12 protein-coding genes and 1 other annotated feature are annotated in these 13,074 nt (G+C 39.2%); of the genes, 6 read left to right on the top strand and 6 right to left on the bottom strand.

Annotation, left to right across the window (positions count from 1 at the left end; translation table 11 throughout):
• Positions 1 to 110: 110 nt before the first annotated feature.
• Both PTRA_RS11530 and PTRA_RS11525 read right to left on the bottom strand, forming a co-directional pair.
• Positions 111 to 2,246, bottom strand: coding sequence for a M3 family metallopeptidase (locus tag PTRA_RS11530; protein WP_058373878.1), 2,136 nt, complete (start codon positions 2,244 to 2,246; stop codon positions 111 to 113).
• Between the two features lie 218 nt (positions 2,247 to 2,464).
• On the bottom strand, positions 2,465 to 2,674 hold the full coding sequence (locus tag PTRA_RS11525) for a hypothetical protein (protein ID WP_011328840.1): 210 nt from the start codon (positions 2,672 to 2,674) through the stop codon (positions 2,465 to 2,467).
• 189 nt (positions 2,675 to 2,863) lie between these two features.
• Between PTRA_RS11525 and PTRA_RS11520 the strand changes: the two genes are divergently transcribed.
• On the top strand, positions 2,864 to 3,724 hold the full coding sequence (locus tag PTRA_RS11520) for a mechanosensitive ion channel family protein (protein ID WP_058373877.1): 861 nt from the start codon (positions 2,864 to 2,866) through the stop codon (positions 3,722 to 3,724).
• Between the two features lie 57 nt (positions 3,725 to 3,781).
• Here PTRA_RS11520 and PTRA_RS11515 read toward each other — a convergent pair whose 3' ends face one another.
• Positions 3,782 to 4,330: an HdeD family acid-resistance protein gene (locus PTRA_RS11515; RefSeq protein WP_058373876.1), complete on the bottom strand. Its 549-nt coding sequence runs from the start codon at positions 4,328 to 4,330 to the stop codon at positions 3,782 to 3,784.
• Between the two features lie 400 nt (positions 4,331 to 4,730).
• Between PTRA_RS11515 and PTRA_RS11510 the strand changes: the two genes are divergently transcribed.
• The 5 genes from PTRA_RS11510 (at position 4,731) to yegD (ending at position 10,433) form a co-directional block, all read left to right on the top strand.
• Positions 4,731 to 6,974, top strand: a complete 2,244-nt coding sequence (locus PTRA_RS11510; protein WP_058373875.1) for a TonB-dependent receptor — start codon at positions 4,731 to 4,733, stop codon at positions 6,972 to 6,974.
• Positions 6,938 to 7,032, top strand: a sequence feature (Trp leader region). (Overlaps the previous gene by 37 nt.)
• A 63-nt stretch (positions 7,033 to 7,095) precedes the next feature.
• Positions 7,096 to 7,395, top strand: a complete 300-nt coding sequence (locus PTRA_RS11505) for a hypothetical protein (protein WP_058373874.1) — start codon at positions 7,096 to 7,098, stop codon at positions 7,393 to 7,395.
• Positions 7,396 to 7,454: 59 nt separating this feature from the next.
• Positions 7,455 to 8,111: an HAD family hydrolase gene (locus PTRA_RS11500; RefSeq protein WP_058373873.1), complete on the top strand. Its 657-nt coding sequence runs from the start codon at positions 7,455 to 7,457 to the stop codon at positions 8,109 to 8,111.
• A gap of 32 nt (positions 8,112 to 8,143) precedes the next feature.
• Positions 8,144 to 8,986 (top strand): DNA ligase, encoded by an 843-nt coding sequence (locus PTRA_RS11495; RefSeq protein ID WP_058373872.1) that lies wholly within the window; start codon positions 8,144 to 8,146, stop codon positions 8,984 to 8,986.
• A gap of 82 nt (positions 8,987 to 9,068) precedes the next feature.
• Complete coding sequence (gene yegD, locus PTRA_RS11490) at positions 9,069 to 10,433, top strand: molecular chaperone (protein WP_058373871.1); 1,365 nt, start codon at positions 9,069 to 9,071, stop codon at positions 10,431 to 10,433.
• Positions 10,434 to 10,444: 11 nt separating this feature from the next.
• Here the strand turns inward: yegD and PTRA_RS11485 are convergent, their stop codons facing one another.
• Genes PTRA_RS11485 through PTRA_RS11475 form a run of 3 tightly spaced genes read right to left on the bottom strand, consistent with a single transcriptional unit; the run spans position 10,445 to position 12,756 of the window.
• Positions 10,445 to 10,909, bottom strand: coding sequence for a methylglyoxal synthase (locus tag PTRA_RS11485; protein ID WP_011328832.1), 465 nt, complete (start codon positions 10,907 to 10,909; stop codon positions 10,445 to 10,447).
• A gap of 18 nt (positions 10,910 to 10,927) precedes the next feature.
• Positions 10,928 to 11,560 (bottom strand): LysE family translocator, encoded by a 633-nt coding sequence (locus PTRA_RS11480; RefSeq protein ID WP_058373870.1) that lies wholly within the window; start codon positions 11,558 to 11,560, stop codon positions 10,928 to 10,930.
• 2 nt (positions 11,561 to 11,562) lie between these two features.
• Positions 11,563 to 12,756, bottom strand: a complete 1,194-nt coding sequence (locus tag PTRA_RS11475; RefSeq protein WP_058373869.1) for a multidrug effflux MFS transporter — start codon at positions 12,754 to 12,756, stop codon at positions 11,563 to 11,565.
• Positions 12,757 to 13,074 lie beyond the last annotated feature (318 nt).

Here is a 13,074-nt window from a genome sequence, read left to right as displayed (position 1 = left end):
GTTTAAAGTGGTATTTTCTTTGAGTTAAAAGGGTGTAAAAGTGGGTTAAGTTAATGGCAATAAAAAAGCCCGCAAGCGGGCTTTTTAAAATGTGTTAATTAGTTAACTAATTAGTCTACTAAACCACGGCGCTTAAGAAGTGCGTCGGTAGTTGGTTTTTGACCTCTAAATTCAATGTAGCTTTGCATTAAGTCGCGGCTATTACCTTTAGATAGGATTTCTTTACGGAACTTATCGCCATTTTTGCGCGTTAAGCCACCGTTATTTTCCATATGGGCAAAGGCGTCGGCTGCAAATACTTCGGTCCAAAGGTACGCGTAGTAACCTGCAGAGTAACCACCGGCAAAAGTGTGGCTAAAGTAGTTTGATTTATAACGCGGTGGTACAGGGTAGTAAGCAATACCATGTTTTTCTAGCGCGCTTTGCTCAAACTCTTCTACATCAGCTATTTTTTTATCAGAACCAAAAGAATGCCATTCCATATCAAGCAATGCCGCAGCTAAGTACTCAGTAGTACCAAAGCCTTGGTTAAACTTTTGTGATTCTAACATTTTGTTAAGCAGGTCTTGTGGAATTGGCTCACCTGTTTTGTAGTGCTTAGCGTAGTTAGCTAATACAGTCGGTTCAATCATCCAATCTTCATTTGCTTGAGAAGGAAACTCAACAAAGTCACGTGCTGTTGCTGTGCCCGCTAGACTTGGGTACTTAACATCTGAGAATAAACCATGCGCCGCATGACCAAATTCATGGAACAAAGTAGATACTTCGTCAAACGTTAATAATGTAGGCTGACCTGCTGCTGGTTTTGGAATGTTTTGCGCGTTGTAGATAACAGGTTTAGTATTTTTTAAACCACTTTGTCCTACGTATGCACTCATCCAAGCACCGCCACGCTTACCTTCACGTGCGTATGGGTCCATGTAAAATAAACCAATTGCACTGCCATCAGCATTAAATACTTCAAAGGTAGTTACATCTTCGTGGTAAACCGGCAGATCTTTACGTTCTTTAAAAGTAATACCGTATAGTTTTTCCATAGCGAAGAATAAACCATTATGAATTACCGATTGTAATTCAAAGTAAGGTTTAACTAGGGCTGGATCTAGGTTGTACTTTTCAGCACGTACTTTTTCAGCGTAAAAAGCCCAATCCCACGGTTTAAGTTCAAAACTTTCGCCAGAATCGTTAATTACTTTTTGAATTGCTGCTGCTTCAATTTTTGCTTTTTCAACTGCTTTTGGTGCAAGGTCATCTAAAATGCCGTAAACATTTTCAGTGGTTTGCGCCATACGCGAAGTCATTACATAAGAAGCCCAATCTTTATAGCCTAAAAGCTCTGCTTTTTGAGCGCGTAGGTTGGTTTCTTTAATAATAATAGGGCCGTTAGTTTTAGCCGCACGCTTAGTTGAGGCTGTAAACACTTGCTCGCGTAAGTCACGGTTTTCTAGGCTACTTAAAATTGGCTGTTGCGTGGTGTTTACTAAAGTGATCATGTAACCGGTTTTGCCCGCTTTTTTAGCAGCATCGGCTAGACTGGCAATTTCGCCTTCAGAAAGACCAGCTAATTTACTTTTATCGGTAACAACAATTACGTCTTCTTTAAACGATTTTAAAACGTTTTGCGAAAATGCCGTCGAAAGCTTAGCAAGCTCAGAGTTAATTTCACGCATTTTTGCTTTTTCAGCGTCGTTTAATTTTGCACCCGCTTTAACAAACTGTTTATAGTAAAAGTCAATAAGGCGCTGATCTTCAGCATTTAGTTTGCTTTTATTGTCGTAAATAGTTTGTACGCGTTTAAATAATGCACCATTTAAGTAAATATCGTCTGAATGCGCTGAAAGTACAGGCGCCATTTTCTCATCGATACGTTGATATTCACTGTCAGAAATTAATCCTGATAAGTTATAAAATGCGGTAGATACGCGATTTAATAACTCACCCGAAAGCTCCATTTCAACTAACGTATTTTTAAATGTAGCTGGGGCAGGGTTGTTAGCAATTACTAATACTTGTGCTTTATGCTGAGCAATACCGGCATCGAATGCAGCTTCGTAATCTTTAGTAGAGAACTTATTAAATTCTGGTGCCATATATTGTAATGGGCTTGATTTGAACAATACATTGTCTGCATTAATGTTTTGCACTTGTGTAGCGCTCTCTTTTGCCATGTTGTTTGAATCGTTTGATGTACAGGCAGATAATACTAAAACACTAGCAATAGTAGTGGCGATCAATGTTTTACGCATAGTAACTCCATAAAAATATTAGCCGAAATAGGCTGTGCGAGTCGAAAAACACAGTTAACTTATCAAATTTAGAGTTATATACAATCATGTTTATCGGTATTAAGCGGGATTTAAACGCAAATTAGCGAATAATAGAGGTAAAGGTGGGTAAAAGTAGCTCTAAATATAAACGTTTGAGCTACTTAGTTAAGTAAATAAGCAGAAAATGTATCCCAATTTTAATTGTAACCCAGTACAAATTTTTTATCAGAGCTAAAGTTTACCGGCTGCTGCTGGCCAAATTCTTGATTAATAGTGGCTAGTGCTTGTTCTTGTTGAGCAAGCAAAGATAAAATTTTATTACGATATTCGAGGCTAGTTTCAAATAAATTAAGGTCAACCTGCGGCTGCAAGGTTGCTAGTTTTTGAGCTAAAGTTAGTTGCGTCATAATGTTATCTCCAGTGCAAGTACACTATTTATATAGCACTAAGTACCATAAAGAGTTAGTTGATTGTATAAATTGATTTTATCCCTCTAATATTATGACGTGCTAAACTTAGCGAACACTGAACCAGTTTTACTTTTATTTTAGACACTCGTTTATAGAGCGGTATCTTCTTACTTATTTGGAAAATAAATGACATTAGAACAACTAAATCAAATGCTTGCTTTTGTACTTTTTAGTTACAACGATGTGCAAATTACAGTGGTAAAGATAATTCAGATCCCATTGATATTATTTACTATGTGGTTTGTAGTTACACGTATTGGTAAGTTAATAAAAAAATCATTACTTAAACGTAAAATGAACCCTGATGCGGTACTGTTATTTACGCGAATTTATTTTATTTTAAGTATCGCAATTTTAATTTTTACCTCTTTAGAGGTGTTAAATATACCGCTTACAGCTTTTGCTTTTGTGTCGGGTGCTATTGCGATAGGCGTTGGTTTTGGTGCGCAAAATATCATTAATAACTTTATTAGTGGTTGGATATTAATGTGGGAGCGGCCAATTCGTATTGGTGATTTTTTAGAGGTGGGCAATGCCAAGGGCGTAGTTGAAACGATAAACACTCGCTCAACCCGTATTCGCCGTAACGATGGCGTACATATGCTTGTACCAAACAGCCAACTATTAGAAAATACAGTAACTAATTGGACGCTAATTGATCGTAATGCACGAACCTCGGTTAATGTTGGCGTAATGTATGGCTCAGATGTTGAATTGGTTGAAAAACTGATGCAACAAGTGCTTGCAGAGCATCCAGCAATATTACCCACCTTACCAAAGGCGGTGTTGTTAGATGATTTTGCAGAAAGCGCCATGATGTTTAGCGCTTATTTTTGGGTGTATGCAGAGTCTGAAACTATGTTGCGACAAGTTCGCAGCGATATTCGTTTTAGTCTTTATAAGCAGTTTAAATTAAATAATATTAAAATTGCCTTACCACAACGTATTATTCATATTGATGATAAAAAATTAAATACGCCACTGTAATTAGCACCCATTAAATATAAAAAAGTGGCTTAGCATTTAGGTGCTAAGCCAGTTTAATTAGTGGCTTTGATTTAATTTTTTTAACTTAAGCGCTAAACCAACTATAAGCGCGCCAAATACTATAGCGTATGCAGCAACTAACCAAAGCAAGGTTAAAATGCCAGCACCAGGGTTAAATACTAAGTACAGTCCAAATATTATAGAAATAAAACCACTAATAATTAAAATCCATTCGTTACTAATTTCATTACGTAACTTTTGGGCTAAAAATATTTCTACTACACCAATTGCAATAGCCCACGCAGCAACATAATAAAGTAACAATAAGGCAGTAAGGTTTGGTGCAAGTAAAGTGACAAAAGCGGCAATAATACTAAGTAAGCCACCAACTAATAATAGCATCCAAAAGGGATTCGATTTTTTTGATGCTATGGCAACCCAAACTCTTAATATGCCATCAAATAAAAAGTAGCCAGCAAAAACTAATAACATAACTTGCAACGATGCCTCAGGTGCAAACCAGGTTATTAAACCAAACAGTATGGCTATAACACCACGAAGTAAAAGTACCGCCCAGTTTTTGGTGAGCGTATTAGTAAGATTCATTTTAATCCTTAAGTAAATAGTATGAGCGCTCGGATAAGGTAGCCATTGTTATTCGCAGGGTCAAACAAATTTAATATAAAACCCGAAAGCCCCTAGTGCATATTTTTGATTTGAAACAGGTCAAATGTCCGCTGCTTTGCTTTTTTAAAGGGTTTATTTTTAATTATTTTAAGACATGTATTTTTTTGCACAAATTGTTTTTTTTATGTTTCTTTTATGCAGTAAAAGAGCGTCAGGGTGTTATAATATTAACCACTCATTCAGCCTCTTTAATTCGTTTTGCACTCTCGAGAAAGAGGTCCGCGTAGCGTATCGCGAAAAATTGCCTGAGTCCGCTATTATAAGTGGCGCAACACATCAACCGTTGAACAAGAGTGCACTAAAAAGGTTAATCCCCGACATGAAAGCAATGAAAAGATCTACGTTAGCAACCCTAGTAAATGCAGCGTTACTCTCTGCCGTAGCAGGCACTTCATTTTCTACTATTGCTGCTGAGCAAGTGCCAGCGGTAAAGAAAAATCAATTAGAAGTTATTCAAGTTACTGCTCGTAAACGTGTAGAAAATGCACAAGAAGTACCAGTAGCTGTTTCTGCTCTGCAAGGCGATAGCTTGGATGCTTACAGCTCTGCTGGTATGGATATTCGTTTTATGAATGCGAAAATCCCAAGTTTATCAATTGAGTCTTCATTTGGTCGTTCATTCCCACGCTTTTATGTACGTGGTTTAGGTAATACAGATTTCGATTTAAACGCATCACAACCTGTATCATTGGTTGTAGATGAAGTAGTACAAGAAAACGCTATTTTAAAAGGCTTTCCAGTATTTGACGTTTCACGTGTAGAAGTACTACGTGGACCACAAGGTACTTTGTTTGGTCGTAACACGCCTGCGGGCCTTGTTAAATTTGACTCAGTAAAACCAAGCCAAGAATTTGAAGGTTACGGCTCGGTATCTTACGGTAGCCGTGGCGCTGTAGATTTTGAAGGTGCGGTAGGCGGTGGTTTAACTGACCGTTTATCAACGCGTGTATCTGTACTTTGGCAAGATAAAGACGATTACATTGATAATCGCGCTCCAGGGTTTGAACAAAAAGATGCGTTAGGCGGCTACACAGATAAAGCAGCCCGTATTCAGTTTTTATACGAAGGCGATGACTTCACTGGTTTATTTAACTACCACGTACGCGATATGGACGGTAAGCCAATTGCCTTTTTCGCAAACTCAATTAAACCTGGCACTAACGATTTAGTTGATGATTTTAAAAACGACGTGGTTTACCACGATGCGGCGTCACGTGCGACGCAGCAAGTTGAATCAGAAGGTGCGAGCTTAAAACTTGAGTGGGATTTTAATAACCACACATTAACCTCTATTTCGGCGTGGGAAAGTGCAGAAATATACTCTCGTGCAGATATCGATGGCGGTTACGCTGCAGGTCCTGGCTTTATCCCATTTTCTTCAGAAAGTGCTGATGGTATTCCTGACCATGATCAGTATACCCAAGAGTTACGTTTATCAAGCAACTTTGCTGGCGATGTAAACTACCAAGTAGGTGTGTTTTACTTTGATGAAGCGCTGACAATTGAAAATTTCAGCTATGATACGTTTTCATCACCTGCGGGCGAGTTAAACGGCTTTGTTAGACAACAACAAGATACTAAAGCATGGGCTGTATTTGGCTCAGTTGATTACACTATTTCGGATGACTTAAAAGTAACAGCAGGTCTGCGTTATTCAGACGACGAAAAAGAATTTTCTGCAGATCGTACTATGAGCCCAATTGGCGGCGGTGTGTTATTTATAGACCGCGATGTTAGCGATGATCATATTAGCTGGGATATTTCAACAAGCTATAAAGTAAATGACGACGTAAACTGGTATACGCGTATTGCTAATAGCTTTCGTGCACCTAGCTTGCAAGGGCGTATTTTATTTGGTAATGATGTAACAACAGCAGATACTGAAACTGTAACATCGTACGAAACAGGTATTAAGTCAGACGTATTGGACGGCCAAGGCCGTGTGAATGCCACTATTTTTTACTACACTATGGATGATCAACAGTTAACTGCTGTAGGTGGTGGTGCTAACTTTAACCGCTTACTTAATGCAGATAAAACCACAGGTTATGGTTTTGAGCTGGATTCTGAGTGGGTGTTAAGTGATGAACTAAATGCTACCTTTAACTTAAGCTATAACAAAACTGAGCTTAAAGATAACGATTTAGCTGTAGCTGTGTGTGCACAATGTACGGTAACTGACCCTATCAATGGTTCAGGTCTTGCTATATTAAATGGCAACAGCTTACCGCATGCTCCAGAGTGGATTTCTAACTTCACATTACGTTATACCAAAGAGCTAGCTGATGGTGAATTCTTTGCTTATGGTGACGTTTCTTATCGTAGCAAAATTAACTTTTTCTTATATGAATCTGTTGAGTTTGAAGGTAAGCCGCTTGTTGAAACTGGCTTACGTGCCGGTTACGCATGGGCAGATGGCGACTATGAATACCAAGTGTCAGCATTTGTGCGTAACTTATTTGACGAGCAACAATCTATTGGTGGCGTAGACTTCAACAATAATACTGTAATGGTTAATGAAGAGCGTTACGTTGGTGTAGAGTTTAAAGTTAACTTCTTTTAAGCTTAAACACTAATAGCAAAAATACTACAAAGCCCGCTTTTATAGCGGGCTTTTTCGTTTATATTCATTAGTATTACTGCTAAAGTAACGTTAATTGATTTGCTAAATAAAGAGATAAAAAATGGCTGGATTTTGGAACTACCGAGTGATTTTTTGTGAAGCCACAAAAGATGAAGCAGCGCAGTATCAAATACATGAAGTAGAATATAATCTTAATGGTAAAGTAACTAATTGGTCTGAAACCGGTGCGGCTCCTTTTGGTACATCGCTTGATGAATTAAAAGCTGATTCTGAGCGATTAAAAACAGCGTTTGAAAAGCCAGTTTTAAAAGTGGCGCGTAAAGCACGTGGTTATGAGTTGGTTGATGTTGAAACAGGTGAAGAAGCCGCTGGTGAGCCACCGGCGGGTTTAACAGAGTAACTAATAAACATGTTAAAGGCGCTTAGGCGTCTTTTTTAGCGCTGTGATAAGGAATAAAAATGACTTTAAAAGCGGTATTATTTGATATGGATGGCACGTTAGTCGATTCTGAAAGGATGCACTTTGCATGTTGGAGCCAGGTACTTGCGCCATTTAATGTAAACTACGAAGAGGGTGAGTTTTGTCAGCGTTTTTCGGGGCGGCCAACGCTCGAAGCTGCAAGTGAAATAAAGCAACAGCATAACTTATCGGTTAGCAGTGACTATTTAGCAGATGAAAAATACCGTTTATTTGCACAATATGTAAAAACCAATTTACCAGCACTAATGCCTTTTGCAGAGCAAGTATTAACAGCGGTTAAAAGCAGCGGCTTAAAAATGGCGTTAGTAACAGGCAGCGCTCGCCACGAAGCAGAGCCAATATTAAAGGGGCTTGGCTTTTATGACCTATTTGACGCAGTAGTCACTAAAGATGATGTTATTAATCCAAAGCCGGCCGGAGATCCTTACTTATTAGCACTCAAGCAGATAAATGTAGCTGCTAAACATGCCATAGCAGTAGAGGATACCTTTACCGGAGTAACTGCAGCAAACAACGCCGCTGTAAGTGTTGTGGCGATTGCTAATAACCATACGCAAAACCATGACTTTAGCCAAGCCAGTTATCGTATGGATGATCTGCAAGAGTTTTGGCAATGGCTACAATCTCAACTATAGTTTAAACCACATTACCTGGCTTGGACGCGCTGATGTTTTATATTAAATTAATTACCTTAATCACAGCAGTATTTTTTAGCTCTATTGTGAGTGCTACATTGCCCAAGGTGCTGCTTGCTAAAGTGTATGATGAAACTAAGCACAGTGATGTAAGTAACTATTTAGTCAGCGAAAAGTTTGATGGTGTAAGGGCTATTTGGTCAGGCGAACAGTTTGTCACTCGACAAGGTAATATAATAAACGCGCCAGAATGGTTTACAGCGCCCTTACCAAAAGTATGGCTTGATGGTGAACTGTGGACTAAGCATCAGCACTTTGCGGTGCTCAGTGGCATTGTGCGCACTAAAATCCCTAACAATCATGATTGGCAAAGTATTACGTATCAAGTATTTGATATGCCAGATGCAAACGTGCCTTTTAGCCAGCGCTACAACAATTACAGCCGCCTTGTTACGGGTTTAAATTCACCTCATATAAAAGCTGTTAAGCAGCATCAGTTTATTAATAATCAATTATTAACTGACTATTTTAAAAATATAACAGCGCAAGGTGGCGAAGGCGTTATGCTGCATTTAGCAAGCGCTAAACATGCCGATGGGCGCAGCGATGCGCTATTAAAATTAAAGCCCTACTTAGATGCAGAAGCAGTAGTGATTGCATACCTGCCGGGTAAAGGTAAATACCAAGGCATGTTAGGATCGTTAAGAGTAAAAACACCGCAAGGGCAACTGTTTTCAATTGGCACCGGATTTAGCGATGCCGAGCGCGAAAGCCCGCCAGCATTGGGTAGCACCATTACTTATCGATTCCATGGTTTAACAAAAAATGGCTTACCTCGTTTTGCTAGTTTTTTACGTGTGAGAGAGTCACCCTAACAATTATTCAGCCCTATATGAGTATATATTTATTGCTAGGTATGCTAAATTGCGCGGCCTTTTTAGTGATGTATGGTGATATATGTTTGTTGGTTTTGATTATGGTAGTTCTAATTGTGCTATGGGTGTAATGGACGAGGGTAACGTTCAATTAGTGCCGTTAGAGCAAGGAAAACATTACCTACCTTCAACACTTTATACCCACCATAGTGCGTTGGTGGTTGACTATGTTGCCAAGCATTTACAAGGTAGCAGCGATGAGCTTGCGTTTAAAACTCAGCGCCAAGCACTGCTAAATTCATTACCACGAATTAAATCTGACTTAGATTTACACCCCACAGACGAAACCTTATTTGTTGGTCGCGAAGCAATTAGCGAGTATGTGCAATTTCCTGAAGAGGGTTATTTTGTTAAATCACCAAAATCATTTTTTGGCGCTACGGGTTTAAAACAAGGACAAATTAACTTTTTTGAAGACATTGCCACCGCAATGATTTTAAAAATAAAACAACGTGCAGAGCAATCACTAAGCAAAACGTTAACCCAAACCGTTATTGGTCGTCCGGTTAACTTTCAGGCGGTAGGCGGTGAGGAGTCAAATCAGCAAGCAATTGGTATTTTAGAGCGCGCTGCAAAACGCGCCGGCTTTAAAGAAGTCGCATTTTTATATGAGCCACTGGCTGCCGGTATTGATTACGAGAGCCACTTAACACAAAATCAAAAAGTACTGGTTATCGATATTGGTGGCGGTACCAGCGATTGCTCGTTTGTGCAAATGGGGCCAAGCTTTCGGGATAAAAGTGACCGTGACGCTGACTTTTTAGCTCACAGTGGTAAGCGTATTGGTGGAAACGATTTAGACATAGCTTTAAGTTACTATGGCTTAATGCCGCTTTTAGGCTTAGGCAGTACGTTTAAATCAGGGCTACCTTTACCTAATCAAGCTTTTTGGCAAGCCTGTAAAATTAACGATGTAAACTTACAAAGCCAATTTTATAGTGCAAACCATCATAGAGAACTTAGCGCACAATTGCGCGATGTGAGCGCGCCAGAGCTATTTAAACGATTAATATATTTGCAGCAAAATAGGCAAGGGCATCAATTAGTACAACAAGCTGAGGCTGCTAAAATAGCACTAACTTCAGCCACTAATTATAACTGTGATCTTAGCTTTTTAGATGCGTCATTAAGTAAAGATGTTTCAGTCAGTGATTTAGCCTTAGCGGTAGATGATAGCATTAGCCAAATAGTCACTTTAGCGAAGCAAGCTATAAATGATGCAGATACTACGCCCGATGTTATTTATTTAACCGGTGGTAGTGCACAGTCGCCTCTTATTAAAGCGGCGCTTAGCCAACATTTAGGTGATATTAAAATGGTTAACGGCGATCACTTTGGTAGTGTAACCGCCGGCTTAACTAAGTGGGCTAGCATGCTTTACAGCTAAGCCATTAAATATTAAATATCTATTTGTCGGGTTGCTAAATACTTTTCGTAATCTGGCAAGGTGCGCTCAAGCTCAACATTCATTAATGGCGAGCTTAGCAGCATATCAGCACTTACTTCATTACAGGCAACCGGTATATTCCACACTGCCGCTAAACGCAGCAGCGCTTTTACATCTGGGTCGTGGGGTTGCGATGCCAGCGGATCCCAAAAAAATACCAGCATATGTATTTCATGCTCAGCAATTTTCGCCCCTAATTGCTGATCGCCGCCCATTGGGCCGCTAAGCAATTGAATCACATCTAGCCCTGTGGTTTTATTGATTAAATGCCCTGTGGTGCCTGTGGCATATAATGTATGCTCGCTTAGTGCATTTAGGTGTTTTATACACCATAATTTTAAAGCCGCTTTTTTACCATCGTGCGCTACTAGTGCAATATTTTTTTTAGCCGGTAGCGATTGTATTTTTTGGTCCATAAAAAATTCTTTTTATTGTTAAAGTAATAAGTTAATAGCAAGGGCAATGAAAACAATGCCGGTGATCCTATCTATCCAAGTTTGACTATTTGGGTTATCTCTAAAAAAGCGCGCAATTTTATCGCCAAAATAAATATAAGTGCAATCAATCGGAAAAGCAAAAAGTGGATACAACAAACCAAAAAAGGCGAGCTGGAAGGTAGCAGAGGAAAGTGTTGGATCAACAAATTGTGGAATAAACGCGATAAAAAATAACGCCACTTTAGGGTTAAGTACTTCGGTCATCATGGCTTGAAACATTACATTTTTATTTTTCTTCGTAGTTATATGTGGTTTGTCTGTTTGCTCAATAGGCTCTTTTATAAAAGTGCTTTTAAGCATCATTATCCCTAAGTAGCACAAATAAGCAGCGCCTGCATATTGCACAGCACTATAAGCTACTTCTGAGGCCTTAAGTATGGCGGTTAAGCCAACAACAGCAAAAAATGTATGTACTACTCCACCGAGAGCAAAACCAAACGCACTTTGCATTCCTGCCGTACGCCCATTAGCAAAGGTTTGCGCCATTAAAAAGGCATTAGAAGGCCCAGGGGCCACCGCAATTAAAAAGCTAGCCAGTAAAAAAGAAACTAAAAAATCAGGGTTTATCATGATCAGCCTTGAGTTGGGTGTAAAGCATGTCCTTTTTTACTTATTAAAATAAGCCAAAGAGGAAGTAATAATAGTAAATGAAAGGCTATTAGCCACGGTGTAGTTAACCCTAAAAACTGTGTTGCAAACACTAATATACTCGCACCACTCATTTGCATTGCGCCAAGTAACGCTGAAGCGGTTCCGGCTTGTTTTGCAAAGCGAGAAAGTGCCATACCAGCTGCTGAGCCTAAACTTAAAGCAAAACCAAGTGCAGCAATAAGCATAGGTAACATAAGTGCTAGCGCGGTTTGTATAGTGCTAAGCGCCAGCATTAATACCCCCGAAAAAATCAATAAGCCAACCCCAAGACGCAAAGCACGCTGGCTATTATTTTTAATATACATAGGCGCTATAAAGCTCGCCACAATGCTACATACCGCATTGAGTGTAAACCAAAAGGTAAAGTCAGCAACAGTGCCGCCTAAGTGAGTAATTAACCAGCCCGGCGCAAGTGTTACATACACCAGTATTGCCGACATTGCGACCATACAAAGTAAGCTATTAAATAAAAATATGGGAGTGCTAATAATGGGTATAAAACGACGCAGATCTAAAATATGGCCTTGATAATGGCTGTCTGCTGGGCGCGTTTCTTTAAAAAATAATAAGGTTATAACTAAGCCAAAAATGGCAAAAAAAGTTAAAAATAAAAAATTCATCCGCCAGCCAAACTGCACGGTTAACCATGCCCCTAAAATGGGTGCTAATGCTGGAATAAAACAAATAATACCATTTAAATAAGTGATCATTTGCCCACTTCGCTGTGCACCGTATTTGTCACGTACTATGGCAAAAGCAACCACAAAAGTGGCACATGCTCCTAATCCTTGTAAAGCACGCGCGAGCAGTAATATATTAAATGAAGGAGCATAATAGGCTAACAAGGCAGAGCCCGCATACAGGCTAATACCAATGACAGCGACCGGTTTACGACCAAACTTATCAGCAAGAGGGCCTGCAATTAATTGCCCTAAGCCTACAGTGAGCATAAAAATAGCAACACTTTGTTGTACTTGCTGTTCTGAAACAGAAAATTGCTCAGCAATAGTTGGAAATGCAGGTAAGTAAATATCAATAGCCATAGGGCAAAAAATAACGAGTAACGCTAATATAAGTAATAAAGTTAAGTTTGGTTTAGCGGGCTGTGTTTGCATTAGTTCTCCTTTTGTCGCGTATTTTAGGGGGGGACTAATAAAAAAGAAAGGGCTTATGACCCTTAGTATCGTCGACATTGATACTTTTTAATTTAAATAACCTTAACTCTGGATAATAAATCTATCTGAAGCAGCTATTTTCAGCGTTAACTGCGTTGAATTTACTTGTAATAGGCCAGCTATTGACGCGTAAATTAGCCTTGTTGTCACAGAAACCTCTTGCTAGAGAAAATAAATTTATGATTCAGTACGTTAGTAAATCTCTTAACCAGGATTCATGTTAAATAGCTAAAAGGGGTTTTAAAGACACTATCTCAA

It is taken from the genome of Pseudoalteromonas translucida KMM 520 (assembly GCF_001465295.1).
GTDB classification, from domain to species: domain Bacteria; phylum Pseudomonadota; class Gammaproteobacteria; order Enterobacterales; family Alteromonadaceae; genus Pseudoalteromonas; species Pseudoalteromonas translucida.
This window is presented reverse-complemented; position numbering and strand designations above follow the sequence as displayed.

Excerpts from the sequence above, each read along its gene's own strand:
- PTRA_RS11480 (WP_058373870.1), bottom strand. The coding sequence starts at position 11,560 with ATGATAAACCCTGATTTTTTAGTTTCTTTTTTACTGGCTAGCTTTTTA.
- PTRA_RS11485 (WP_011328832.1), bottom strand. The coding sequence starts at position 10,909 with ATGGACCAAAAAATACAATCGCTACCGGCTAAAAAAAATATTGCACTA.
- PTRA_RS11495 (WP_058373872.1), top strand. The coding sequence starts at position 8,144 with ATGTTTTATATTAAATTAATTACCTTAATCACAGCAGTATTTTTTAGC.
- PTRA_RS11475 (WP_058373869.1), bottom strand. The coding sequence starts at position 12,756 with ATGCAAACACAGCCCGCTAAACCAAACTTAACTTTATTACTTATATTA.
- PTRA_RS11500 (WP_058373873.1), top strand. The coding sequence starts at position 7,455 with ATGACTTTAAAAGCGGTATTATTTGATATGGATGGCACGTTAGTCGAT.
- PTRA_RS11530 (WP_058373878.1), bottom strand. The coding sequence starts at position 2,246 with ATGCGTAAAACATTGATCGCCACTACTATTGCTAGTGTTTTAGTATTA.
- PTRA_RS11515 (WP_058373876.1), bottom strand. The coding sequence starts at position 4,330 with ATGAATCTTACTAATACGCTCACCAAAAACTGGGCGGTACTTTTACTT.
- PTRA_RS11505 (WP_058373874.1), top strand. The coding sequence starts at position 7,096 with ATGGCTGGATTTTGGAACTACCGAGTGATTTTTTGTGAAGCCACAAAA.
- PTRA_RS11525 (WP_011328840.1), bottom strand. The coding sequence starts at position 2,674 with ATGACGCAACTAACTTTAGCTCAAAAACTAGCAACCTTGCAGCCGCAG.
- PTRA_RS11510 (WP_058373875.1), top strand. The coding sequence starts at position 4,731 with ATGAAAGCAATGAAAAGATCTACGTTAGCAACCCTAGTAAATGCAGCG.
- PTRA_RS11520 (WP_058373877.1), top strand. The coding sequence starts at position 2,864 with ATGACATTAGAACAACTAAATCAAATGCTTGCTTTTGTACTTTTTAGT.
- yegD (WP_058373871.1), top strand. The coding sequence starts at position 9,069 with ATGTTTGTTGGTTTTGATTATGGTAGTTCTAATTGTGCTATGGGTGTA.